This window comes from Methylobacterium sp. (assembly GCF_019745455.1).
In the GTDB taxonomy this organism is placed as follows: domain Bacteria; phylum Pseudomonadota; class Alphaproteobacteria; order Rhizobiales; family Beijerinckiaceae; genus Methylobacterium.
Window position 1 is genome coordinate 26,159 of sequence record NZ_JAIETD010000033.1, and the last position, 23,080, is coordinate 49,238.

A 23,080-nucleotide genomic window follows, 5' to 3' on the forward strand; every position below is an offset into this window, starting at 1 on the left:
ACCGAGTAACATACCATGCTGCACCGCAACTCAATCGAGGTGATTAGCACGGGAATGTCAAAGCACGCGCGAGACATCTCAACCCTGGGTTCGTCGAGCTCCCCTGGGGGAGCCTATGGCGTTCAGGTTTTGATCGCGGGACGCCAGAAGCATTGGCGTGATGAGGTCGCCTGTCAGATCCGGCGAGCCGGCTACGTGGCGACGACAGTTGATTGTGGCATCGATGCGATGACGGTGCTGGCCCTCGGCCTGCCCGTGGACGTTCTCGTCACCGACGTCACGCTGCAGGGCGAACTTTGCTCTGCCAAGCTCGCCGTGGAGGCGCGGGCCTTGCGCCCCGACCTTCGCATCGTCTTCGCCCGCGATCTCACCGACAGGGCTTGGCGCGAAACCGAGGGTCTGGCGCCGAGATCCCTGTTCGTGGCTCCAGACCCGCGGGCGGATGCCGTCGCCAGCACCGTTCGCGAGGCGCTGACGACCCGGGCCTGAGACGGAATCGGGCGGTGTTGTCAATCCCGATCTATCTGGCTTCCGGAGCGGTGTTGCCAGTGCCGGCAGGTGACGTCGTGGAATCGGCTGGAGCGGTCTTGGTCTCGCTCTTCGTCTCGGTGCTTCCGGTGGAGGCCGGCTTGTTGGACCCGAGATAGACGTATTCCGGCGCGGCGCGAAGCTGGTCCTTGGTCGTATCGATCGAGGCCTTGAGGGTCTTCTCGTCGGCGCGGGTGAGCTTGAGCGCGGTCGGATCGACGGCGACGTATTTCGTGCCGATTCCGAGGAACCCGCCGACGCCGACGACCCAGGCCTTCACGGTGCTCTGCTCATCGAGGACCAGGTCCGCGATCTGGCCGATCGTCTCGTTCGCCCCGTTCTGGATCGAGAGGCCAATGAGCTTCGTGGCAACCCGGTCGTTTGGACCTTGCGCGACGAAGGTCGGGCGCAAGTCGTTCGTGAGGGTCGCCGGAGCAGCGGGGGCGGGCGCTGGCCCCTGAGCGAGCGCGTTAACCGTACTCCCGGCGAGAAGGAGCGTTCCCAGCAACAGGTTGCGCATGGTCGTGGTCTTTCCGTTCGTCTGCGATGGCCCTCGCACAAGCTTAGGATGACGGGAAAGTTCCCCCTGCGGCGACAGGACAATGGAAGCCGTGGCGGATCGGCCTATCTTCGCCGCGAGCCCGCCATTCGCCTGGCGGAGTGTTCCTAGGGAGTCGTCCATGTCGATCCTACGCCGCCAGGCCCTCCTGCTCCTCGGTTTCGGCCTCGCCTCCGGCTCAGCACGTGCCGGCGAAACCGCTGCTAATTTCACATTCGTGAAACCTGAGGGCGGCGCACTGCCGCTTTCGGCCCATGCGGGCAAGCCGATCCTCGTCGTGAACACCGCTACCGCCTGCGGCTATGCCGGACAGTTCTCCGGTCTGCAGGGGCTGTGGACCCGCTTCGGCGGCCGGGGCCTCACTGTGATCGCGGTGCCCTCGCCCGATTTCGGCAATCAGGAGCCCTTGGACGGGATCGCCATCGCGGAGGCGGCCCGGCAGAATCACGGGGTCACCTTCCCGATCGTTGCCAAGACCCACGTGCGCGGACCGCAGGCCCATCCGTTCTACCGCTGGGCCGCGGGCGAGAAGCCGGGATCGACCCCCAATTGGAACTTTCACAAATACCTGATCGGTCGCGATGGCACGATCGTCGGTGCGTACCCATCCTTCGTCGAACCCAACGATCCGCGCATCGTGACGGCGATCGCCAACGAGCTCGCCTAAGGCACGACCGCGCGGGGCGGTGCGAGGGCCGAGCGTCGCTCGTCCTCCGCCGCCCTGCGCTTCTGTGCCGGCGTCGCATCCCGTTGGTCCGAGGCGTAGTTCGAGGCGAAGGGGTTCGTTGGCGCAGCGGAACCGGGCGTTCTCTCGGAAGGCGTTCCACAGCCGGCAAGCGGGGCGAAGGCCAGCAGGACAAGAGCGGGTCGTAGCATAGGAAGTCCTCACGCAGGGGGGCTGTCGGCTCGAGCTCAGGCCCTTAACGAGGAAGCGGCGCGATGGGACCCCACAAAATCGAGCGGGACGGCAAGACCTTCACCATCGGTTTCGAGCGGACACCAGAAGGTTGGCTGTGCCGGATCCGGCGCGAGGACGACGACGCAACCCAGCTTCTCGCGCTTGCCGACGGCGCCGGATACGATCCTGCCGACGAGCGGGGCTCGCTCATCGCCGCCTGCGAGGCGGCCATCGCCGTGACCGCCTGGCCGGTCCTCGCCCGGCACTGAGCGGAACTCCCACGGCCCCCGATCCGTTCGCGCTGACGAGAGTGTCAACGCCAGAGGGAACGCCATGAGCGAAGTCACCTATCGCATCGTCGAGCATGACGGCGGATACGCCTACAAGGTCGGCGACGCCTTCTCCGAGACCTTTCCGAGCCGCGAGGACGCGCTCCAGGCGGCCCAGGCCGCGGCGGCCGAGCAGCAGGTGCCGGGCTCCACGACAGGTATCCGCTACCAGGACGAAGCCGGCGCCTGGCACGACGAGACCGCCCAGGGCGACGACCGGCCGACCGCGAAAGTCGAGGACGGAACAGCCTGATCCCGATCCCATCCCCGCTCTCCCACGGATATCCGGCGCCCGAGCGGCGGCGATCCGGGAAAGAGCGGTCTTTCGATCAGTCGATCAATCCGTTTCCGGTGCGATCGCCTCGAGCCCGCCGATATGCTTCTGCGAGTAGAGCGGCAGGCCGATCTGGGCAATCAGGTTCTGCTGGGTCTCGAGGAAGTCGATATGGCCCTCCTCGTCGGCGGCCAGGGTCTCGAACAGGATCTTCGAGACTCGGTCGTTGATCGAATCGCAGTATTGGGCGGCTTCGAGATAGAGGGCGCGGGCTTCGTTCTCGGCGGCGAGATCGCAGGCGATGATCTCCTCGACATTCTGACCGATCCGCAACGGATCGAGAAGCTGCAGGTTTGGGAAGCCGTCGAGGAACAGGATGCGATCGACGAAGCGATCGGCGTGGTTCATCTCCTCGATCGATTCCTTGCGCCAGAACTTGGCGAGATCGATGTAGCCCCAATCGTTCAGCATGCGGAAATGGAGCCAATACTGGCTCACTGCCGTCAACTCGCTGCGCAAACCTCGATTGAGATACTCGATTACCTTGGTGTCACCCTTCACGTCGTACTCTCCTTCACCACGGAAGGAGACCGATCAGGCCGTGATTCCCTCCTCCGCACTTTGGAATAGAACCAAACTACAGGAGCTGGCGCAACCCTCGCCGCATGCATGGCCGAGCGACTCTTTCGCCGCGCCTTGCAACGCAGCCTGCATGATCGAGCGGATCGTGCGGGCACAGCCGCCGCATTTCGGGCTACATCCAAGACAGGCATGGACCTGGGCAGGCGTGCGCGGGCAGTCGGGGCCGCGGCTCAGGCAGGCGCGCACGGCACCGTCCGACAGGACGTTACAGGAACATACGATCATGGCCGCCTCACACCCCCGAGGCGACGGGACAGGTGCAACGGAACGATATCAGGCAGGGCAAAAAATCCAAGAACATCACGGCGTTGCACACTAGATTGGAATTGTTGAAAACTGCTTTATTCTCAACAACTTAACCCAGGCCTTCTCAGCGCGCAAGCTCCCTCAGCCCGAGCCGGATCAGAACCTTGGCCTCCGCCTCTTCCCCCGCCTCGCGCAGGGCCACCGCAATGGCGGAGGAGGCCTGGACCGGGGCGTAGCCGAGATTGACCAGAGCCGAGACCGCGTCCGCCGTCGCCTGCGGTGCCGTCCGGTCCTGAACGGCACCGGAGAGCGCGATCACCGCGGGGTCGATGGCCGCGAAGGCGGGAGCCTTGTCCTTCAGTTCCGCCACGAGACGCGCGGCGAGACGAGGGCCGACGCCCGGCGCACGGCTGATCCCGGTCTTGTCACCGGTGGCGATGGCGGTGGCGAGGGGGCCGGGCTCCAGCACCGAAAGCACCCCGAGCGCCACCTTGGCGCCGACCCCCTGCACACCCTGGAGCAGTCGGAACCACTCGCGCTCGGCGTCAGAGCGGAAGCCGTAGAGGCGGATCATGTCCTCGCGCACATGGGTCTCGATGGAAAGTGTGGCGGGCTCGCCTTCCTTGCCGAGCCGCTGCAGGGTGCGGGCCGAGCAATGCACGACGTAGCCAACGCCGTTGACGTCGAGGATGACGAAATCCTCGCCGAAGGAATCCACCACGCCCTTGAGCTTGCCGATCATCGTGCGGGTCCGTGCCTGGGTTGAGTGCGTGCCGGCGCCGAGCCATCGGCATATAGGCTGCCTACAGGGCCGCACCGCCCGACGCCACATTCGGCTATGGTTCACGGGTATGGCGCGGGCGCCACATCGCGCGTCGGCGACCGAACCGTTAACGAACCGGTTACCATGGCGGAATACCGCCTCGACTGTATCGGGCGCGATCGGGCGCCAGTCGAGCGCAGATCATGGCACCCCTGGATTTCGTTGAAGCGTCTTGGAAGGCAGCCGAGGCTCACCTCGACATCTTTGGAATGACAGGCCTTTGCCTTGGGTTTGCTGCCGGTATCATGCCGCGTCGGAGCTGGATGCTTCTGACCTCGGCTGCGTGCGCGACCGCTTTCGGCTTTCACTTCCTGAAACTTGGAGCACTCACCGGCACAGCCATGTGCGCCGTCTCCATGCTTCAGAGCCTCGTCGCCGCGACGGCGATAGGCCCCGACCGGCGGGCGGCCTTCGTCGCGCCCCTGTTCGCGGCGACGAGCCTACTCGCCGCCTGTTTGACGCTGACGACCTGGAACGGATGGCCCTCGGCCTGCGCCGGAATCGGGGCGCTCCTCGCCACGGCGGCGCGCCTGCAGGGCGACGCGCGGGCGATGCGGCATCTCTTTCTCGGCGCGAGCCTGAGCTGGGCCGGCCACAACCTCCTCGTCGGCTCGGTCTTCGGGCTGACCTGCGACGTCCTGACGATGTCGGGCCTCGCCATCGCGCTCGCCCGTGCCGAGCGGCCGGATCGCGCGGGGACGCGCCTCGCGCCGACCTGACCGGCTCGAAGCGACCTCGCCCTATCCCTTGGCGAGCGCGGCCGCGATGCGGGCGGCCGCGAGCGTTCCGACCGGGCCGGCCGCGTGATGGCGCCGGATCGCCTGGGCGCCGCGATGATTGGCATGGGTGATGGCGATGGCCAGCGCGTCGGCGGCGTCGGCGGTGCGGAACTCGGCCTTCGGCATCAGGAACTTCACCATGGCCTGGATCTGCGCCTTCTCGGCATGGCCGGAGCCGACCACGGTCTTCTTGACGAGATTGGCCGCGTATTCCGAGACCGGCAGCCCGGCGAGCGCCGGCACCAGCAGGGCGATGGCGCGGGCATGACCGAGCTTGAGCGTCGCCTGCGCGTCCTTGTTGACGAAGGTCTCCTCCACGGCGACCTCGTCCGGCGCGAAATCCCGCACCACGCGGGTGATGCCCTCGTGCAATTCGCGCAGGCGAAGGGCCAGCGGCAGGTCGCCATCCGAGGTCACGACACCACAATCGATGAAGGTCAGCTTGGTCCCGGTCACCGAGATCACACCCCAGCCGGTACGGCGAAGGCCCGGATCGATGCCGAGCAGGCGGACGGGCGTGATCATGGAGAGCCTTCGGGCTGTTCGGCCGGCAAGCCTTAAGCACATACCGTGAACGGGAGGTTTCGCCAAACGAGCATCGACTCCGCCGACGACTTCAACCGCTGCCTGTATCGGTATCCGCCTTGCCGATCCCGCGCGAGTTTGCTTCTGTGGCGGCAAAGCTGAGGGGAGCGGGCGTGGACGTCGAGGATTTCATCACGCGCTGGACGGCGCGCGAGGGCGGCGCCGAGCGCGCGAACTACCAGATGTTCCTCACCGAGCTGTGCGGCATCCTTGGCGTCAAGCCGCCCGACCCCGCTGGGGCCGACACCGCCCGCAATGATTACGTGTTCGAGCGAGCGGTGCGACCGCGCGAGAGCGACGGCGGCACGGCGCCCAAGCGCATCGACCTCTACAAGCGCGGGCATTTCATCCTGGAGGCGAAGCAATCGCGCCTGCCGGGCAAGAAGAACGCCCTGAAGACGCAGCCGAACCTGTTCGCCGACGAGCCCGAGCACCTCGGGCGCCGCTCCGCCGCCCGCGGCTGGGACGTGATGATGCAGAACGCGCGGCGGCAGGCGGAAGGCTACGTCTTCTTGCTCGATTCCGAGCACGCCGCCCCGCCCTTCCTCATCACCTGCGACGTCGGCCACGGCTTCGAGATCTTCTCCGATTTCACCGGCACCGGCCGGGCCTATGTCCAGTTCCCCGACCGCAAGGGGTTCCGAATCTTCCTCGAGGACCTACGCGATCCGGCGATCCGGGACCGGCCTGCCCGACTTCCCGAAGGACCGCTACGACCAGCCGCTCGCGGTGGAGGCGCTTCTGCGCGCGGCGGCCAAACCCATGGCACCGGCCGAGGTGGCGCGCGGGTTCAAGCGCGGCGGCAAGCGCATCGAGGCCCGCGTCACGCAGAGCCTCGGCCGCCTCGCCCTCTACGGCCGCATCGTCGAGACCGACGACGGCCGCTACGTGGCGCTGCGGGCGGCGTGAGGGCGCGCAGACCCTCGCCTCTCTGCGGCGAGGGGCAGTGCCGGGGAGAGCATGCGCAGCGCTGCAGGCCTATCGGATCCCGATCGGCCGGTCGCCCACGGCCCAGGCCAGCGCCTGCTCCAGCCGGTCGTTGCCCCAGAACAGCTCGCCGTCATCGGTGAGGAAGGTCGGCGCACCGAAGATGCCGCGCGAGCGTGCCTCCTCGCCGTTCACCCGCAGGCGGCCCTTGTTCGTTTCCAAGGCGGCGGCCTTCAAGATCACGGTGCCGTCGAGGCCGAGGTCGTTCAGGAGGGCCACAATGGCCGGCGGTTCGGCGATGGACTGCCCCTTGGCGAAGGCGCTCTCGAAGACGGCTTTGGAGAACGGCACGAGCCAGTCGTGATCCATGCCGTAGGTGGCGGCACGGGTGGCGCTGAGGCTGTTCTGCGGAAAGGGATCGGGTCTCTTGAGGGCCGGCAGGCCGAGCCGGGCGGCCTCGCGCTCGACGTCGCGCCACATGGCGCGGCCCTTGGCCGGGTAGAGGTTGAAGGGAGAGGAGTTCCAGCCCTGCGCCGCGAAGATCGGCCCGAGAAGGAAGGGCCTCCACCGGATCTCGACGCCGGCTTCCTCGGCGAGTCGCTCGATCCGCATGGCGGCGAGGTAGGAATAGGTGGACGCGAACTCATACCAGAATTCGAGAGTCGGCCGTCGCGCCATGCGTCGCGTCTCCGTTCGTTTCTCGGAAGCCACCGTGACGCGACGCGTAGTTTCCCGCAAGACGGCGTCGCGCCACTGGCAAGTTCATCGAACGCCCCGGACGGCATGCCGGTTGCACGCCACAGTGCTCGGCTGATAAGCCGCGCCGACCCTCGAACCGGTGAGCGAAGCGAGACCGATGGCAGCCGATACCCAGAAGTCCGTCAAGAAGGTCGTCCTCGCCTATTCGGGCGGCCTCGACACCTCGATCATCCTGAAATGGCTGCAGACCACCTATGCCTGCGAGGTCGTCACCTTCACGGCCGATCTCGGCCAGGGCGAAGAGTTGGAGCCGGCGCGCAAGAAGGCGGAATTGCTCGGTATCAAGCCCGAGAACATCTTCATCGAGGACCTGCGCGAGGAATTCGTGCGCGACTACGTCTTTCCGATGTTCCGCGCCAACGCCGTCTACGAGGGCGTCTATCTCCTCGGCACCTCGATCGCCCGCCCGCTCATCGCCAAGAAGCAGATCGAGATCGCCGAGAGGGTCGGGGCCGACGCGGTCTGCCACGGCGCCACCGGCAAGGGCAACGACCAGGTCCGGTTCGAGCTCGGATACTACGCCCTGAAGCCCGACGTCACCGTGATCGCGCCCTGGCGCGAATGGGACCTGAAGTCCCGCGAGGCCCTGATCGCCTTCGCCGAACAGCACCAGATTCCGATCGCCAAGGACAAGCGCGGCGAGAGTCCGTTCTCGGTGGACGCCAACCTCCTGCACGCCTCTTCCGAGGGCAAGGTGCTGGAGGACCCCGCCGACGAGGTGCCGGACTACGTCTTCTCGCGCACCCTTTCGCCGGAGGCGGCGCCCGACACGCCGACCGTGGTCACCATCGGCTTCGAGAAGGGGGATGCGGTCTCGGTCGACGGCGAGCGGCTCTCCCCGGCGAATCTCCTCGCCAAGCTCAACCAACTCGGCCACGACAACGGCATCGGCCGGCTCGACCTCGTCGAGAATCGTTTCGTCGGCATGAAGAGCCGCGGCATGTACGAGACGCCGGGCGGCACCATCCTTCTCCCGGCCCACCGCGCCATCGAGTCGATCACCCTCGACCGCGGCGCGGCGCACCTCAAGGACCAGCTCATGCCGCAATATGCGGAGCTGATCTACAACGGCTTCTGGTTCAGCCCCGAGCGCGAGATGCTGCAGGCGCTCATCGACAAAAGCCAGGAGATGGTCACCGGTGAGGTACGACTGAAGCTCTACAAGGGCGGCATCCACGTGATCGGCCGCACCAGCCCGAATTCGCTCTACGACCAGGACCTCGTCACCTTCGAGGAAGGCGCCGTCGCCTACGACCATCGCGACGCGGCGGGCTTCATCAAGCTCAACGCACTCAGGCTGCGGACATTGGCGCAGCGGCGGAAAAAGGTTTTGAGCGAGTAACTATTCCGCAAGGCGCCGATCATAAGGTGTCGCCGTTACTCGGCAGCACTTTCCTTGAGCAGAAATCCTATATCGTCCAGGCTATTGTCCGCTAGCTGGAGCCACTTACGGAATATCAGGCTGCCAGTTTCTGCGGGCTGTCGGCCGATCCCTACGGTTCCAGGCAGAGGATCTTCAAGTAAGAGCAGAGGATTTATCCTATCCTTTCGGTTCCAATTTAAGTGACTATGAAAGCCGAAATAGCCTCCGTTCTCGCTGCTGAGTTTGACGCAGTAATCGAAAATGACATGCAGCGCAGTTTTTTCGCGGTCGTCATCTGATTTTACTCTGAGTATGAGATTTGGTTCGGAAATGAATATTTCAAAATTATATTTGTGAACGTTTCTGCTCTTCGGTATATCCACCGAGATCGAGGCATTGAACGGAGACGTCAGTTTATAGTTTTCGAACTTTAGATGCATCCAAAAGGGGCCATTTGCATCGCTGGTATGGTAGTAAAAGTACTTTAGTTTTCGGATCTCATCGATATCGATCGGCCGTCTGCCGGCTTTCGGATTTGCCAAAGCATGATCCACCACATTTGTAAGCTCTTCGCGCGACAGCCCTTTCTCAGTCGTCAAAAACCCACAAACTGCGCTGACAGCGGCTCCAATGAAAGCGCCAGCCAGTGTACCCAAAAAACTCTCCGTTGAAGCTAATTTACTTACAAATAACACACCAATTAAAATTAGTACAGAGACGAAAGTGACCTTCAAAAGCGGGGAAGGATCGCGAATATCCAAAAACTTTAGCGCGATTCTATTGAGGGCATTCAAAAGAACCTCGATCTTTTGAAGCATGACTGGATCCTATTGACTGATAAAATCTATAGTGATTAGATTTTAAAATTAGTCAAGAGGACAAATATCAGACAACAATTCAGGCGGGAAACCCAAGGTGCGCAAATAATCGATCGGAGCGAATGATCGCGCTTGAAAGCTTGGATCGCTGCGTCAGCCCTGATCGGCTTGGGGACTGGCGCCGAAACCGACGAAAAGCCCCGGCCCGAGATCGGCATACCGCAGAAAAATCTGAAGTGCCGGCTGCATCTCGTGATGCAGGGCGCCGAGGTCGGCCACCGCGCGGTGCGGTCCATAGGGCTCCGCCGCATCGATCGCCGGCACGTCGCGGGCGTTGTCCCAGACGATGGCGAGCGCCGGGATCAGCGCGACATGCTCGGCCTTCACATCGAAGGTAACGTGCTCCGGGGTCTCCCCGGTCTCCTCATCGCGAAACACGTCGCCGACATCCTCGGAGGAGAGCTTGGCGAGGGTGTTGTGGTAGGCGTAGCGACCCGGCTTGAGCACGGCGTTCCGGCAGAACACCGCCAGCGCATCACCCAGGGCACGGTGCTCCTCGTCGGCACCGTCATCATCGCCTGTCACGTTGAAGATATCGCCGTCGCGGTCGGTGCTGCCGTAGGGCGCATCGGGATGGATGATCGGCGCACCGGCGGCGGTCCGATTCCACGCGACGACCATCCGGCGGATCAGCGCGATCCGCTCCAGGGTCAATTCGAAGGTCGGCTCGGTCATCGGGATCTCCAAGGGAGTTTTCCGACGTCGTCTACCGGATGCCGAGCGCCTTCGCATCAGGGGAGACGTAGAGCACACGCAGGTCTTCGTCGGGAACGTAGTCGGTGGCCGTGAAGGTGAAGGTGGTCGGGCTGGTCTTGACGAGACCGCTACGGCACAGGCTCACCAGGGTGGTCGGCGCACCCTTGTCGATGGTCAGGACGAAGGTGCCGATGGCACCGGCCCAGTTGCGTGCGGTCGTCACGATGTAGGGGACGACCGCGGCGTTGAGGAGGCCGTCGCGTCCCTTGCCGACGAGGAGCCGCTTCAGGCCCGCGACGCCCGAATCGTCGAGGCAGTAGCGGGCGCGGAACGAGCGGTCAGTCAGATCGCTCCGCCCGATGAGGAGGCTGCCGTTCACCGGACGGTAGGCATGTTCGACGACGAGGTCGCGCCCGGGCGGAAACGTCTGATCCCAATGGAATTTGGCCTCGCTGCGCCATAATCCGCCTTCCGGGCCCTCCTCTTCCGGGATGAGCCTGGCGGCAATGAGTTCGGCTTTCGCCGCCGGAGCGAGCTTGGCCAAAGCCGCTTCGACGTCGGTCCGTCGCATAGGGTTCAGTGGAATGCCGTGCTTCCGCAGCACGTCGCCGACTTCGCGGGTCCCGATAAAGGCGCGCTCCTCGAGCGCGGGGGTCAGCGCAGTGCCATCGACCGAAACGGAGAAGCCCACAAAGTTGGAAGTGGATTCGTCTGGCAGGCTTTGCGCCGACGTGACGAGTTCGGCACCGTCGATAGGCGGGAGCGGAAACGCCACGCGAAGGGTACGAGGGCTCGTCGAACGATTGCGAAAGACGTAGCGTACGGTGATGCGATCGAGACCGAGGCGGAGATCCTCACGAACGAGGCTGACATCGGGATCCTTGACGAGGACGAGGCCGCCGGCGTCGAGTTCGGCGGCACTGTCGTTGGCTCGAACCGGGACGGTCGTTGAGACCGACATCAGTGCGGCGAGGACCATGCACGACGTGCGGATCGCGGCTTTGATCATGGCTGGACGACACTGAAGAGAAGAGGCGGCGCCGGAGCGGCGGCGGGGGATGTCATCACTCTGCCACCGCGATGGTTGGCGACATAGACTCTTTTCGTCTCAACCATCGGGCATCTCGCAAAACGGGTTGTCGTCGGTATCCTAGTCCTTCAGGCACCCCATCAGCCCGCCGACTCCGTTCATCCGCGCGGTGATGCGGGCGGCCGCCGCCCTCACCCCGCGCGAGGGCTTGCCGGCCGAGCGCAGGTTCGGATTCGGCAGCACCGCGGCGAGCAGGGCGGCCTCGTTGCGGCTGAGATCGCGGGCGCTCTTGCCGAACCAGTGCCGTGAGGCGGCCTGCGCCCCGAACACTCCTTCCCCCCATTCGGCGACATTGAGATAGACTTCCATCATCCGCCTCTTACCCCAAAGGGTGTCCACGATCAGTGCGAGCGGGATCTCGAGCCCCTTGCGGATGAAGGACCGGCCTGGCCACAGGAAGACGTTCTTGACCGCCTGCATCGAGATCGTGGAGGCGCCGCGGCTCGGGCCCTCCTCATCGTCGACGACGTCGCGAAGAGCGTCCCAGTCGACGCCGCCGTGCTGGCAAAAGCGCTGGTCCTCCGAGGCGATCACTGCCTGGACCAGCAGCGGTGAGATCGCGTCGAGCCCCACCGCGTCTCGGGTGACGGGCTGCAGCGTCAACCATCGCCCGAGCATCAGGGTTGAGGGCGGCGGCAGCGCGCTATAGACGAGCGCGAGGCCAAGGAAGAGTGCCAACACGATGAGGGGGAGGAGCATGATGACGCCGACGACGCGCCGCAGCCGCTTGGTCTGCCGCCGCACCGGCATCAATGGCCGCTCCACATGGTCCTCTCCGACCTGATCACGCTTCTCCGCACGCAACACGTCACACTCGCCTCGCTGCGACTCTCGAAAGCCTGACCGACCATGAGCTCAACGCAACCATCGCACGCTTCGGTCAAGCTGGATGCGGCCGGGGACAACTTTACCCACAAGCTCAGCGCCGTCGCCGACGCGGTGGAAGCCTTCCTCGCGGAGCGGCTCGGAGCCGAGACTCAGCCCGGCGAGATCGCACGGCCGGTTCGGCTGATGGAGGCGATGCGTCACGCCGTCCTCGGCGGCGGCAAGCGGTTGCGGCCGTTCCTGGCTGTGGAAACCGCGCGCATGCTCGGTGGTGACGAGGCCGGGGCGCTGGCCGCCGGCTCGGCGATCGAGCTTGTCCATTGCTACTCCCTCGTCCACGACGACATGCCGGCCATGGACGACGACGACCTGCGCCGCGGCAAGCCCACCGTCCACAAGGCTTATGACGAGGCGACCGCGATCCTCGTCGGTGACGCCCTGCAGACCCTCGCCTTCGAGATCCTGGCCGATTCAACCTGGCAGCACGATCACGCCATCCGCGCCGACCTGGTGCTCGGTCTCGCCCGTGCCTCGGGCCTCGGCGGAATGGTCGGCGGCCAGATCCTCGACCTCGGGGCCGAGGGACGCTTCGGTACGGTCTCGCTCACCGTCGAGGACACGCTTCAGCTTCAGGCGATGAAGACAGGCGCGATCCTGGCCTTCTCGGTGGAGGCCGGCGCCCTCGTCGGCGGTGCCACGCCCGATCAGCGCGAAGCGCTCCTGCGCTATGGCCTCGCCCTCGGACAGGCCTTCCAGATCGCCGACGACATCCTCGACCGCGAGGCGTCCCCTGAGGCGATGGGAAAGGCCACGGGCAAGGACAAAGACGCCGGCAAGGCGACCCTCGTCGACCGCCTAGGCCTCGATGGCGCGCGTGCCGAATGCGACCGGCTGGTCGGAGTTTGCGACGAGGCCGTCGCCGCCTGGGGCGACAGGGCCGAAACCCTGCGCCAGGCGGCGCGGTTCACCGTTGCGCGTCAGGTGTGAGACGGATCGGCCCTCACGGCTGCGGGCGAGGTTTCCGCAGACAACCATGTTAGCGAGTTGACCCCATGACGTCCTACAAGCTCCTGCTCCTCCCCGGTGACGGCATCGGTCCCGAAGTCATGGCTCAAGTCGAAGTCGTGCTCGCCGTACTGAGCGAGGCCGGCCTTGCGAAGTTCGAGATCGAGCGCGACCTCGTCGGCGGCTGCGCCATCGATGCGCATGGCGTTCCCCTCACCGATGCCGCCCTCGCCCGTGCGGATGCGGCCGACGCGATCCTGCTCGGCGCCGTCGGCGGCCCGAAATGGGCCGGCGTCCGCTACGAGATCCGCGCCGAGGCCGGGCTCCTGCGCCTCCGCAAGGATCTCGGGCTCTTCGCCAACCTGCGCCCGGCGATCTGCTATCCGGCCCTGGCCGATGCCTCGGCCCTCAAGCGCGACCTCGTCGAGGGCCTCGACATCATGATCGTGCGGGAGCTCACAGGGGGAGTCTATTTCGGAGAGCCGAAGGAGATCACGGTCCTGCCCGACGGCTCGAAGCGCGCCGTCGACACCCAGGTCTACACCACCGCTGAGATCGAACGGATCGCCCATGTTGCATTCGATCTCGCCCGCAAGCGGTCCGGCCGGGTCGCCTCGGCCGAGAAACATAACGTAATGAAGTCCGGCGTCCTCTGGAAGGAGGTCGTCACCCGCGTTCATGGCGAGCACTATCCGGATATCGCTCTCGAACACGTGCTCGCCGACAACTGCGCGATGCAGCTCGTTCGCAAACCCAAGCAGTTCGACGTGCTCGTCACCGACAATCTCTTCGGCGACGTGCTCTCCGACGTGGCGGCGATGCTGACTGGGTCGCTTGGCATGCTGCCTTCCGCTTCACTCGGTGCCGTCGATGCCAAGGGCAGCCGCAAGGCGCTCTACGAGCCCGTGCATGGCTCGGCGCCCGACATCGCCGGGCGCGACCTTGCCAACCCGATCGCCATGATCGGGTCCCTGGCGATGGCGCTGCGCTACTCCTTCGGTCTCGGGGAGGCAGCCGATCTCGTGGAGGCAGCCATCACCGACACCCTGGCGGCCGGGGCCCGGACCGGCGACATCGCGGGAGCGGGCGCAAAGCCGATCGGGACCACGGCCATGGGCGAGGCGGTCACGGCGAGCCTCCGGTCGCGCCTGCGCTGATTTTGGAGGACGGCCAAATGAAAAGGGTGCCGACCCTCGCGGATCGGCGCCCTTTTCACACTCAATCCCGATCGGATTGGACTCAGTATGGGTTTCCGTAGCGGGCGACGTACGAAGTCGAGTCGATCGCGTCGATGCCGGAAAAGTCCACGTTCCGAAGAGCTGCCGACCGGGCGCCGATGAAGGGGCCGTTGGTGATCGGGTCGGGCAGAATGCCGCCGCCGAAACGGTCGTTGCGGCCATAGACCGGGTTCAGCTGGTTCGATGCCGCGATGAACTGCGGGTTCGTGGCCGGGTTGCTCACGGAGCCGTTGCCAGGCTCGACGACGTTGCCTCCGTCGAGCCAGCTGCGCGGACGGATGCGGATCGGCAGGGCCGGACCGACGCGCTCGACGAAGCGGGGCTGTGCCTCGACGGGCGAAACGGCGCCGGGGCCGGACAGGGAGCCGAGGACGGTCAAAGTCCCAAGGAGGGCAACGGTGGCAGAGCGCATGATGGCACCTCGTTCTGAAATACGACGGTCTAGGATCCGGTGAGGCCGGGCGGCAGACGCCAGCCTCTCATAATTGGATGACGTTCAAGCGCGGGCGCGGTTCCGCAATTAAGGCCTGGCTTGCGCAGTTCGCCGCAGTTTCGCCTCATTCCGAGGTCGCCCGCCGCCGATCCACTCGGTCTGGCTTGCAACGAACGACGCCGTTCCGCACTCGGCAGCCGCGCGAGCAGCAGCTTGCACGTCGCCGGGCGCATCGTCCCACGCAGAAGAAGCTTGGCCGTTCCTTGTGAGATTGTCGAGGGCGCAGGTGATGGCGCGAGGCTCTGGCGGCTGGCCGAGGGGGGCGCACAGCCATCCATCGATGTTCACTCTGGCAGGCGGGCGCGTGACGAAGCCGGTGCACATCCGGCTGCCGCCATCCCGAGAGAGCGCCTTGAGGGTCGTCTCGACGGTCTCCACAGGGCCGAACTTGCTGTCGATGCGACCTCGCTCGCCGGTGCGGGAGATGAACAGGCCGGGTCCATCCGCCGCGCGGCGAACCAGAGTGACGAAGAGCGCTGCGTGACCGGCCGGCCCTTCGCTGATCGCGAGGCGCAGATGGGGTGTCTCGATCGCCGGGAATTCGCCGCGGCTGAGGATGTCTTCACGCAGCCCGTTCGCAGCGTTGAGGCGCGGCGGTTCAGCTCGTAGCTGATCGACATCCTGCGACCCGTGAAGAACATAGCGCGGTCCGTCCTGCCGTACAGGAATCGCAGGACGAGCCGCAGCTGACGCCTTCGGGACGAAGGCGAGGGCCAGTCCGGCATCCTCTCCGATAGCGATCGAGGGAGAAGGCGCCGGTCGTTTCCAGGCAAGGAGGCTGAGCGCTCCGATCGCCAGAACCGCAAAGCCTGCCCGCATGAACGCCCTCGTCGGCGCATGATGGCCCACCTCGTCGCTTCCCGGCTTGGCATCGCGTGTCATGGCTCTTGTGATCGCTCGCTCCTCACGGTTCCGGAGCACGTATCGGTCACGAAGGAATGAGATCGGGTTTCGAAGCTCATGCAGGCCGGATTGTTTCGGGTGACGCGGTGAACGGATCGTTGCCTGCCCGAGGACCGGCCGCGTAGGGCCGGGAAAGTCTTGACAGTCGGTGAGCCGAGGCGTCTTGGTGCGCTTTGGCCTCGGCACCACATGGTGTGTGGGGCCGATCCTGTTGCCCGATGGCGGGCATGCCGGTCCGTCAAGAACGTCGCGGCCCGAACAGGCCCGTCGGCGCAGCGGTCAGGAAGAAGGAGGGAGCGCTCGGCGCCGTAAGGCGTCTCGGCCGGTTGGCCGCGGGTCGGCGCCCTCACGAAGCGGAGTGAATGAGATGGGTTACAAGGTCGCCGTCGTCGGTGCGACGGGCAATGTCGGACGCGAGATGCTGGACATTCTCGCCGAACGCGCCTTCCCGGCCGACGAGGTCGTCGCGATCGCCTCGCGCCGGAGTCAGGGCCAGGAGGTCTCCTTCGGCGACAAGATCCTGAAGGTGAAGGCGCTCGACGATTACGATTTCTCCGATACCGACATCTGCCTGATGTCGGCTGGCGGCGAGACCTCGAAGGAATGGTCGCCGCGCATCGGTCAGACCGGCTGCGTCGTCATCGATAACTCGTCGGCCTTCCGCTACCATCAGGACGTGCCGCTGATCGTGCCCGAGGTGAACCCGGAGGCGCTTTCGGGCTTCTCGAAGATGAATATCATCGCCAACCCGAACTGCTCCACGGCGCAGCTCGTGGTCGCGCTCAAGCCCCTGCATGACGTCGCCAAGATCCTGCGCGTCGTCGTCTCGACCTACCAATCGGTCTCGGGCGCCGGCAAGGAAGCGATGGACGAGCTGTTCCAGCAGACCCGCTCGGTCTTCACCGCCGGCCAGATGACGATGGAGAAGTTCCCCAAGCGGATCGCCTTCAACGTCATCCCGCAGATCGACGTTTTTCTCGACGACGGCTCCACCAAGGAAGAGTGGAAGATGGTCGCCGAGACCAAGAAGATGCTCGATCCCAAGATCAAGCTCACGGCCACCTGCGTGCGGGTGCCGGTCTTCATCGGCCATTCGGAGGCGGTGAATGTCGAGTTCGAGCATCCGATCTCGCCGGAGGAGGCCACCGCCATCCTGCGCGCGGCGCCGGGCATCCTCGTCGTCGATAAGCGCGAGCCCGGCGGCTACATGACCCCGCACGAGGCGGCGGGAGAGGATGCGACCTACATCTCGCGCATCCGCTCCGACTCCACCGTGGAGAACGGCCTCTCGTTCTGGTGCGTGTCCGACAACCTGCGCAAGGGCGCGGCACTCAACACCGTGCAGATCGCCGAGATGCTGATCAACCGGAAGCTCATCGGAGCGAGCCGTCAGGCCGCTTGAGCTAAGCCACGTCCAAATCGTCTCAGGCTCTGAGGCGACACCTTAATCCACGCCGTCCCGTTCAACGGGACGGCGTTTTTCGTCGGAGCCAAGGCCAGTCCAGGCGTTAGGATGAAAGTCTTGCTATCTTGAAATTTCTCCTATAAAGCGCTACATAGGAACAAATCATGAACATAGGTGTCTTTGATGTGGCTTCCATCCCAGCACCGGCGCGAGATCGACTCTCTGCGGCATGAGCTCGCCGCCCTCAATGTGGAAGCGAAGCTGCTGCGGCTCGGGCAGAGCCTGAACCTTAAGTACGACCCCGATCAGCCCCGGGCATCAGCTGGGCAGTCGAATGGCGGGCAGTGGATTTCAGAGGATGGAGGCGGCAGGTCGATCGATCGACCGGATCGCGACAGCGGACAGTGGGCCTCTCCGAACGGCGAAGCCGATCGAATCGTACCTGCCACGGAACGCACGGTCACCGACGATGGGAGCGTTCTCTCGATCCGCATCAGCGCCGGACGGAGGGATTGGGACGAGCAGCACACCGTCGTCCTTCCGGACGGCGAGAGCAGGGTTTTCGAAACATCGGGCACGACGCAGACGATCCGCGATGGGGAATCCGGAGAGGTGCTGTCGCGCAGCACGTTCACCATATCGGGAATCGAGCCGGAAGCCGCGGTACAGTCAGCGTTCCTCCCCGCATTGGCTCCTGCCACGCCGGCCGTCGTCTCCACGACGATCGAGGCGCTCGCGCTCCTCTTCACCGTCCTGTCCGCCCGCAAAGATGGGTTCGGGACGGTACTCGGAATGACGGCACAGCAATACGATTTCGAACCAAGCGCCGATAAGGATTTTCGTCTCGCATGGGTCGGCCGCATCGATCAGGCGGCCCTGGATGCCGCCTGTCCGCGCAACGCCGAGGTGCAAGCGGTGACCGACGAAGCATACGCCCGCCTCACGGCATTGAATCCCCTGCTCACTGGAAATCGACTTGGAAATCTACTTCACTTCGATGTTGCAGGGACATTCAAGTTCCAGAACGATCCAAACATGATTCCGGAGCTATCGCTTGATGCGAATGGAGATGAAGTTACATACGGTAGGAAAGGTTCTGTCCGCCTCGATTTGTTTGAACGAACGCCAGTCAAAACTGTTTGTGTATACGATTATAAGACGGGTAATGCGGAGTTCGGCGCAATACGTGCCCTATTTTTGGCGAGAAGAGCGAAATTTCACTATCCAGATGCGAAAAGCATCATCATGGTACAGGTAAAGCCAAACAAGCCGAAAATGAGAATCAATAAATGACGACCGCACGCCAGATCAGAGATCTTGTACATTCACTGCTTGAACGAAACACTGATGTCATCCATGTCGGGGGAAATTTCCTCTGGCTTCGCCCGATCGGGCTTGTAGGCCGCCAGATCTTGATCGACCGAACCGGGCGGGCAATTTGCTTCGCCGTACGATGGCACCTCACCGAGCTCTTTATGCCCGATAACAGTACCTGGGACAGCCTCGGGCGATGCAAAGAACGGATCGCCCGTTCTGAAGGCTTCTATGGCGGGACGGGTTGGTACTGGACGGATCCAACTATCATGGATGACTTCATCACCCGAGTCGAGGCCGATGCGATCGCGGTTCTCCGGCCCTTGGACACCACGCGCAAATGCCTGGAATTTGCCAGGACCCATCTACCATCCGATGGATATCTGGGGCCGAAATGGCATCTCATCGCCGCGATAGCCCTGGGAGAACTCGATCGGGCGAGGGAGATATGGGCGGAGATGGGCAGCTACTATCGGCGAGGTATCCCTTCGGAATGGGATTATGCGCCCACTTTCCCTCGGTATCGCTTGCTGGACGAGCCGCTCATGGCCAACGACCGCGCGGCGCTCGCCGCGATCCTGAATGGCTGGGCGGCGGAGAACGTCAACGGAAGCCCGCTTGAACCCTACTGGGAGCCGAGTCCGCTTCCGCTGGAACTGGACCAGTAAGGTCCGGGATGGGCCGACCTTTCGCGTTAGCCCTCTGCACCCCTCGCAGCGTTGAAGCAGGCACTACGTCCTAATTTAAATCCGGACAGCATTCGGAAACATTCGCGCATCGACGAGCAACATGACGGCGATAGCGAACACGGCGTCCAATCCGAGGATCGTCGATCGCCGTGCCGGATCGTCCGCCGAAAGCTGAGAAGGGATCGCGTCCTGGCGCTATCGAGAGCCTGCTCCTCATCCTGTCGATGGGCTGGCTCTTCGCCATCATCGCCGCCGATGGCAAACCTCGCCTCGCGCCGCCCTCGACCGATATCGCGGCGGCCACGCGGTAGTCCGTCATGCGGACTCGGCCTCCAGGGCCGCGACATCGCCGCCGCTGATCGCCGGTAGGCTGCGGGTGATCCGTTCGGCATCCCAATTCCACCAGGCGATGGCCAGGAGGCGATCGATGACCTCCGGCGGGAATCGCATGCAGACGATCCTCGCCGGGTTCCCGGCCACGATGGCGTAGGGCGGCACATCGCTGGTCACCACCGACCCGGCCGCCACGACCGCGCCATCCCCGATGGTGATGCCCGGCAGGATCAGGGTTTCAAAGCCGAGCCAGACGTCGTTGCCGATCACGGTGTCGCCGCGATGAGGGAATGCCGCCTCGTCCGGAAACCGTCCCGCCCAGGCGCCCTGAAAGATGACGAACGGATAGGTCGTCAGCGCATCGAGGCGGTGGTTCCCGCCATTCATGAGGAAGCGCGTTCCAGCGGCGATGGCGCAGAACCGGCCGATCCGGAGACGATCACCGAGGAAGGCGAAGTGATAGAGGATCGCGTCGAGGAAAGCTCGTGGGCCGGCGGGATCGTCGTAATAGGTATAGGCGCCGACCTCGATGTTAGGAGGCAGATCGAGGTTGCGGAGGAAGACGACCCGCTCGTGGCCGGGAATCGGGTGCAGTGTGTCGGGATCGGGTCCGAAGCGCGGATCGGCTGGCATCGGTGCATCTCGTCAAGGATCGTCTCTGGCAAACGCTTGAAACGTCGAGATGCGGCGAGATCGTGAGCGGGCTCCCCAGTGAGCTCTGTTTTCTCGACGAGCGCACCTGCGAAAATCCTTGAACTTTTCGCGAGGGCAGGCTAGTTACAGGGTATCAGTTCTGGTTGCAGTCGCAAGGCTGCGGTTCGGGAGTGGGCCCCACCGGGTCCGCTCTTTTTTATTGCCGCAACGCTTGGCGCACCGGGACGTCCAGAACGACCGGATTTTCGAACGCGGCATGGCGGACATTCCAGACAGCGACATCGACGAGAAGCGGCTGATCACCGAGACCGGGGTCGCCGCGCGCGTCGTGCAGGTCATCGAAGCCTCGATCGTGGGTCTGGGGTTTCGGGTGGTTCGCGTCCGGGTGACGAGCGCCAATGGCTGCACCGTCCAGATCATGGCCGAGCGGCCGGACGGGACCATGTCGGTGGGCGATTGCGAGACCGTGAGCCGGGCGATCTCGCCGCTCCTCGATCTCGACGACCCGATCGGCAAGCCGTACTATCTCGAGATCTCGTCGCCGGGGATCGACCGGCCGCTGGTGCGGGCCTGCGATTTCGAGCGCTGGGCCGGCTACGAGGCCAAGATCGAACTCGCGGTGCCGCTCGACGGCCGCAAGCGGTTCCGCGGGATCATCGGGGCGCCGAACCCCGACGGGCGCACGGTGCCGATCGACCTGCCCGACGTGAAGGAGGGCCTGCCGAGCCGGATCGACCTGCCTCTGCGCGATCTCGGCGACGCCTACCTCGTCCTCACCGACGAGCTCGTGCGCGAGTCGCTCCGCCGCGGTGGGCCGCCGACCGACGACGAGGACGCCGAGGACGCGGAGGAGATCGAGGCCGCGCCCGAGCCCCTGAAGAAGAAGGTCTCGCGGCCGTTGAAGCCCAAGGCCTCGGCAAAGCCGAAGCCGGAGAAGATCGAAACCGAGGCGAGCCTCGCGGCCAAGGCCAAGAACAAGGCCAAGCCGGTCCGCACCAAGGCGGTGCGGGTCAAGGAAGACGGCAAGCTCCACTAGCAGAACCGAGACGGCCCGCCGATGCGGGACGGCTCCAGAAGTCTCACGACGTAGAGAAGGACGAAACCGATGGCTGTCGTCAGCGCCAACAGGCTTGAACTCCTGCAGATCGCCGAAGCGGTTGCCCGCGAGAAGGTGATCGACCGCTCCATCGTCATCGACGCCATGGAGGAGGCCATCGCCAAGGCCGCCCGCTCGCGCTACGGCGCCGAGACCGACGTCCATGCCGAGATCGACCCGAAGACCGGGGCACTGCGCCTGTCGCGCCACCTCCTCGTCGTCGACCAGGTCGAGAACGACGCCCGCGAGATCACCCTGGCGCAGGCCCAGCGCTACAATCCGGGGGCCCTCGTCGGCGACGTCATCTCCGATACGCTGCCGCCCTTCGATTTCGGGCGCGTCGCCGCGCAATCGGCCAAGCAGGTCATCGTCCAGAAGGTTCGCGACGCCGAGCGCGACCGGCAGTTCGACGAGTACAAGGACCGCATCGGCGACATCGTCAACGGCCTCGTCAAGCGCGTCGAGTACGGCAACGTCATCGTCGATCTCGGCCGCGGCGAGGGCATCGTGCGGCGCGACGAGATGATCCCGCGCGAGACCTTCCGCCCCGGCGACCGTATCCGCTCCTACCTGTTCGATGTCCGCCGCGAGGTGCGCGGGCCGCAGATCTTCCTCTCGCGCTCGCATCCCCAGTTCATGGCCAAGCTCTTCGGCCAGGAAGTGCCGGAGATCTACGACGGCATCGTCGAGGTGAAGGCGGTGGCCCGCGATCCGGGCTCGCGCGCCAAGATCGCCGTCATTTCGCGCGACGGCAGCATCGATCCCGTGGGCGCCTGCGTCGGTATGAGGGGATCGCGCGTCCAGGCCGTGGTCGGCGAGCTCCAGGGCGAGAAGATCGACATCATTCCCTGGTCCGAGGACCAGGCCACCTTCATCGTCAATGCGCTGCAGCCGGCCGAGGTCGTCAAGGTCGTGCTCGACGAGGAGGCCGACCGCATCGAGGTCGTCGTCCCTGACGATCAGCTCTCGCTCGCCATCGGCCGCCGCGGTCAGAACGTGCGTCTCGCCTCGCAGCTCACCGGGTGGGACATCGACATCCTGACCGAAGCCGAGGAATCCGAGCGCCGCCAGAAGGAATTCGCCGAGCGCACCCAGGTGTTCATGGAAGCGCTCGACGTCGACGAGACCGTCGGCCAGCTCCTTGCCGCGGAAGGTTTCCGCACCGTGGAGGAGATCGCCTATGTCGAGCCGGGCGAACTCGCCAACATCCAGGGCCTCGACGAGGAGAGCGGCACCGAGATCCAGGCCCGTGCCCAGGATCATCTCGCCCGGATCGAATCGGAGTTCGACTCCAAGCGTCAGGAACTCGGCGTCGCCGACGAGCTGCGTGAGATCGACGGCATCACCACGCCGATGCTGGTGGCGCTCGGCGAGAACGACGTGAAGACGATCGAGGACCTCGCCGGCTGCGCCACGGACGACCTCGTCGGCTACACCGAGGGCCGCGGCCCCGAGGCCACCCGCCATGCGGGCTATCTCGACGGTTTCGAGGTCTCCCGCGCCGAGGCCGAGGCCATGATCATGGCGGCCCGCCTCCATGCCGGATGGATCGAGGCCTTGCCCGAGCCCGAGGCGACCGAGGACGAGGGGGAGCCCCAGGCGGTTTGAACATCGTGCCTTCTCCCCGCAGATCTCGGGATTGCCCGAGATCTGCAGCCCGATTGCCCGAGTCGCGTAGACCCGACTTTGGTGCGGGGAGGGGACTGCGCGCTAGGGCTCGACCAATCTCCTTCTCTTCACTCGACGACG

General features: G+C 64.8%; 28 protein-coding genes and 1 pseudogene. 16 read left to right on the plus strand and 13 right to left on the minus strand.

The window, feature by feature from the left end; translation table 11 throughout:
* Positions 1 to 195 precede the first annotated feature (195 nt).
* Positions 196 to 489: a histidine kinase gene (locus K2Y56_RS07660; RefSeq protein ID WP_366848441.1), complete on the plus strand. Its 294-nt coding sequence runs from the start codon at positions 196 to 198 to the stop codon at positions 487 to 489.
* A 31-nt stretch (positions 490 to 520) separates the two neighbouring features.
* Here the strand turns inward: K2Y56_RS07660 and K2Y56_RS07665 are convergent, their stop codons facing one another.
* On the minus strand, positions 521 to 1,048 hold the full coding sequence (locus K2Y56_RS07665; protein ID WP_292506676.1) for a PRC-barrel domain-containing protein: 528 nt from the start codon (positions 1,046 to 1,048) through the stop codon (positions 521 to 523).
* A gap of 160 nt (positions 1,049 to 1,208) precedes the next feature.
* On the opposite strand from K2Y56_RS07665, the gene K2Y56_RS07670 reads away from it, so the two are divergent.
* The 3 genes from K2Y56_RS07670 to K2Y56_RS07680 all read left to right on the plus strand — a co-directional run bounded on the left by K2Y56_RS07670 (position 1,209) and on the right by K2Y56_RS07680 (position 2,567).
* Positions 1,209 to 1,754 carry a glutathione peroxidase gene (locus K2Y56_RS07670; protein WP_292506677.1) on the plus strand — a complete coding sequence of 182 codons (546 nt, stop codon included), beginning with the start codon at positions 1,209 to 1,211 and terminating at the stop codon, positions 1,752 to 1,754.
* Positions 1,755 to 2,026: 272 nt separating this feature from the next.
* Entirely contained in the window at positions 2,027 to 2,254 is a 228-nt protein-coding gene (locus K2Y56_RS07675) for a hypothetical protein (RefSeq protein ID WP_292506678.1), read from the plus strand.
* Positions 2,255 to 2,318: 64 nt separating this feature from the next.
* Entirely contained in the window at positions 2,319 to 2,567 is a 249-nt protein-coding gene (locus K2Y56_RS07680) for a DUF2188 domain-containing protein (RefSeq protein WP_292506679.1), read from the plus strand.
* 84 nt (positions 2,568 to 2,651) lie between these two features.
* Here the strand turns inward: K2Y56_RS07680 and bfr are convergent, their stop codons facing one another.
* The 3 genes from bfr to ruvA all read right to left on the minus strand — a co-directional run bounded on the left by bfr (position 2,652) and on the right by ruvA (position 4,218).
* Positions 2,652 to 3,149 (minus strand): bacterioferritin, encoded by a 498-nt coding sequence (gene bfr, locus K2Y56_RS07685; RefSeq protein WP_292506681.1) that lies wholly within the window; start codon positions 3,147 to 3,149, stop codon positions 2,652 to 2,654.
* Positions 3,150 to 3,182: 33 nt separating this feature from the next.
* Entirely contained in the window at positions 3,183 to 3,455 is a 273-nt protein-coding gene (locus K2Y56_RS07690; protein ID WP_292506683.1) for a (2Fe-2S)-binding protein, read from the minus strand.
* Positions 3,456 to 3,600: 145 nt separating this feature from the next.
* The gene (gene ruvA, locus K2Y56_RS07695; protein WP_292506685.1) at positions 3,601 to 4,218 is read right to left on the minus strand and encodes a Holliday junction branch migration protein RuvA; all 618 of its coding nucleotides are present in this window, start codon (positions 4,216 to 4,218) and stop codon (positions 3,601 to 3,603) included.
* 224 nt (positions 4,219 to 4,442) lie between these two features.
* Here ruvA and K2Y56_RS07700 point away from each other — a divergent pair, with 224 nt between their 5' ends.
* The gene (locus K2Y56_RS07700; protein ID WP_292506687.1) at positions 4,443 to 5,018 is read left to right on the plus strand and encodes a YgjV family protein; all 576 of its coding nucleotides are present in this window, start codon (positions 4,443 to 4,445) and stop codon (positions 5,016 to 5,018) included.
* Between the two features lie 21 nt (positions 5,019 to 5,039).
* Here the strand turns inward: K2Y56_RS07700 and ruvC are convergent, their stop codons facing one another.
* Positions 5,040 to 5,603 carry a crossover junction endodeoxyribonuclease RuvC gene (gene ruvC / locus K2Y56_RS07705; RefSeq protein WP_292506689.1) on the minus strand — a complete coding sequence of 188 codons (564 nt, stop codon included), beginning with the start codon at positions 5,601 to 5,603 and terminating at the stop codon, positions 5,040 to 5,042.
* 242 nt (positions 5,604 to 5,845) lie between these two features.
* Here ruvC and K2Y56_RS26455 point away from each other — a divergent pair.
* A pseudogene (locus K2Y56_RS26455) lies at positions 5,846 to 6,262 on the plus strand (type IIL restriction-modification enzyme MmeI); the annotation flags it as partial.
* A gap of 13 nt (positions 6,263 to 6,275) precedes the next feature.
* Entirely contained in the window at positions 6,276 to 6,572 is a 297-nt protein-coding gene (locus K2Y56_RS07715) for a hypothetical protein (RefSeq protein ID WP_292506693.1), read from the plus strand.
* 69 nt (positions 6,573 to 6,641) lie between these two features.
* On the opposite strand, the gene K2Y56_RS07720 is transcribed toward K2Y56_RS07715, so the two are convergent.
* Positions 6,642 to 7,268, minus strand: a complete 627-nt coding sequence (locus tag K2Y56_RS07720; protein WP_292506695.1) for a 2-hydroxychromene-2-carboxylate isomerase — start codon at positions 7,266 to 7,268, stop codon at positions 6,642 to 6,644.
* Positions 7,269 to 7,446: 178 nt separating this feature from the next.
* On the opposite strand from K2Y56_RS07720, the gene K2Y56_RS07725 reads away from it, so the two are divergent.
* Entirely contained in the window at positions 7,447 to 8,691 is a 1,245-nt protein-coding gene (locus K2Y56_RS07725; RefSeq protein WP_292506697.1) for an argininosuccinate synthase, read from the plus strand.
* 35 nt (positions 8,692 to 8,726) lie between these two features.
* Here the strand turns inward: K2Y56_RS07725 and K2Y56_RS07730 are convergent, their stop codons facing one another.
* From K2Y56_RS07730 to mtgA, 4 genes are all read right to left on the minus strand, one after another.
* Entirely contained in the window at positions 8,727 to 9,530 is an 804-nt protein-coding gene (locus tag K2Y56_RS07730; RefSeq protein ID WP_292506698.1) for a hypothetical protein, read from the minus strand.
* Between the two features lie 153 nt (positions 9,531 to 9,683).
* Entirely contained in the window at positions 9,684 to 10,265 is a 582-nt protein-coding gene (locus K2Y56_RS07735; RefSeq protein WP_292506700.1) for a hypothetical protein, read from the minus strand.
* 31 nt (positions 10,266 to 10,296) lie between these two features.
* Positions 10,297 to 11,295, minus strand: a complete 999-nt coding sequence (locus tag K2Y56_RS07740) for a DUF4424 family protein (protein WP_292506702.1) — start codon at positions 11,293 to 11,295, stop codon at positions 10,297 to 10,299.
* Positions 11,296 to 11,436: 141 nt separating this feature from the next.
* On the minus strand, positions 11,437 to 12,126 hold the full coding sequence (gene mtgA, locus K2Y56_RS07745) for a monofunctional biosynthetic peptidoglycan transglycosylase (protein ID WP_292506704.1): 690 nt from the start codon (positions 12,124 to 12,126) through the stop codon (positions 11,437 to 11,439).
* 99 nt (positions 12,127 to 12,225) lie between these two features.
* On the opposite strand from mtgA, the gene K2Y56_RS07750 reads away from it, so the two are divergent.
* A complete protein-coding gene (locus tag K2Y56_RS07750) occupies positions 12,226 to 13,188 on the plus strand; it encodes a polyprenyl synthetase family protein (protein WP_292506706.1) in 963 nt (320 codons plus the stop codon).
* A gap of 65 nt (positions 13,189 to 13,253) precedes the next feature.
* On the plus strand, positions 13,254 to 14,363 hold the full coding sequence (gene leuB, locus K2Y56_RS07755; protein WP_292506708.1) for a 3-isopropylmalate dehydrogenase: 1,110 nt from the start codon (positions 13,254 to 13,256) through the stop codon (positions 14,361 to 14,363).
* Between the two features lie 82 nt (positions 14,364 to 14,445).
* Here leuB and K2Y56_RS07760 read toward each other — a convergent pair whose 3' ends face one another.
* Together K2Y56_RS07760 and K2Y56_RS07765 are read right to left on the minus strand one after the other, a co-directional pair.
* Complete coding sequence (locus K2Y56_RS07760; RefSeq protein ID WP_292506709.1) at positions 14,446 to 14,856, minus strand: hypothetical protein; 411 nt, start codon at positions 14,854 to 14,856, stop codon at positions 14,446 to 14,448.
* A 108-nt stretch (positions 14,857 to 14,964) separates the two neighbouring features.
* The gene (locus K2Y56_RS07765; RefSeq protein ID WP_292506711.1) at positions 14,965 to 15,819 is read right to left on the minus strand and encodes a hypothetical protein; all 855 of its coding nucleotides are present in this window, start codon (positions 15,817 to 15,819) and stop codon (positions 14,965 to 14,967) included.
* Positions 15,820 to 16,207: 388 nt separating this feature from the next.
* On the opposite strand from K2Y56_RS07765, the gene K2Y56_RS07770 reads away from it, so the two are divergent.
* From K2Y56_RS07770 to K2Y56_RS07785, 4 genes are all read left to right on the plus strand, one after another.
* On the plus strand, positions 16,208 to 17,242 hold the full coding sequence (locus K2Y56_RS07770; protein ID WP_292506713.1) for an aspartate-semialdehyde dehydrogenase: 1,035 nt from the start codon (positions 16,208 to 16,210) through the stop codon (positions 17,240 to 17,242).
* 186 nt (positions 17,243 to 17,428) lie between these two features.
* Positions 17,429 to 18,538 carry a hypothetical protein gene (locus K2Y56_RS07775; protein WP_292506715.1) on the plus strand — a complete coding sequence of 370 codons (1,110 nt, stop codon included), beginning with the start codon at positions 17,429 to 17,431 and terminating at the stop codon, positions 18,536 to 18,538.
* A complete protein-coding gene (locus tag K2Y56_RS07780) occupies positions 18,535 to 19,227 on the plus strand; it encodes a hypothetical protein (RefSeq protein WP_292506717.1) in 693 nt (230 codons plus the stop codon). The genes K2Y56_RS07775 and K2Y56_RS07780 overlap by 4 nt, the downstream gene beginning before the upstream one ends.
* A gap of 170 nt (positions 19,228 to 19,397) precedes the next feature.
* Positions 19,398 to 19,559: a hypothetical protein gene (locus tag K2Y56_RS07785; protein ID WP_292506718.1), complete on the plus strand. Its 162-nt coding sequence runs from the start codon at positions 19,398 to 19,400 to the stop codon at positions 19,557 to 19,559.
* Between the two features lie 4 nt (positions 19,560 to 19,563).
* Here the strand turns inward: K2Y56_RS07785 and K2Y56_RS07790 are convergent, their stop codons facing one another.
* Positions 19,564 to 20,214 carry a CatB-related O-acetyltransferase gene (locus K2Y56_RS07790; RefSeq protein WP_292506719.1) on the minus strand — a complete coding sequence of 217 codons (651 nt, stop codon included), beginning with the start codon at positions 20,212 to 20,214 and terminating at the stop codon, positions 19,564 to 19,566.
* A 277-nt stretch (positions 20,215 to 20,491) separates the two neighbouring features.
* On the opposite strand from K2Y56_RS07790, the gene rimP reads away from it, so the two are divergent.
* On the plus strand, positions 20,492 to 21,271 hold the full coding sequence (rimP, locus tag K2Y56_RS07795) for a ribosome maturation factor RimP (protein WP_292506720.1): 780 nt from the start codon (positions 20,492 to 20,494) through the stop codon (positions 21,269 to 21,271).
* A gap of 69 nt (positions 21,272 to 21,340) precedes the next feature.
* Positions 21,341 to 22,939 carry a transcription termination factor NusA gene (gene nusA / locus K2Y56_RS07800; RefSeq protein WP_292506721.1) on the plus strand — a complete coding sequence of 533 codons (1,599 nt, stop codon included), beginning with the start codon at positions 21,341 to 21,343 and terminating at the stop codon, positions 22,937 to 22,939.
* The last annotated feature ends 141 nt before the right edge of the window (positions 22,940 to 23,080 follow it).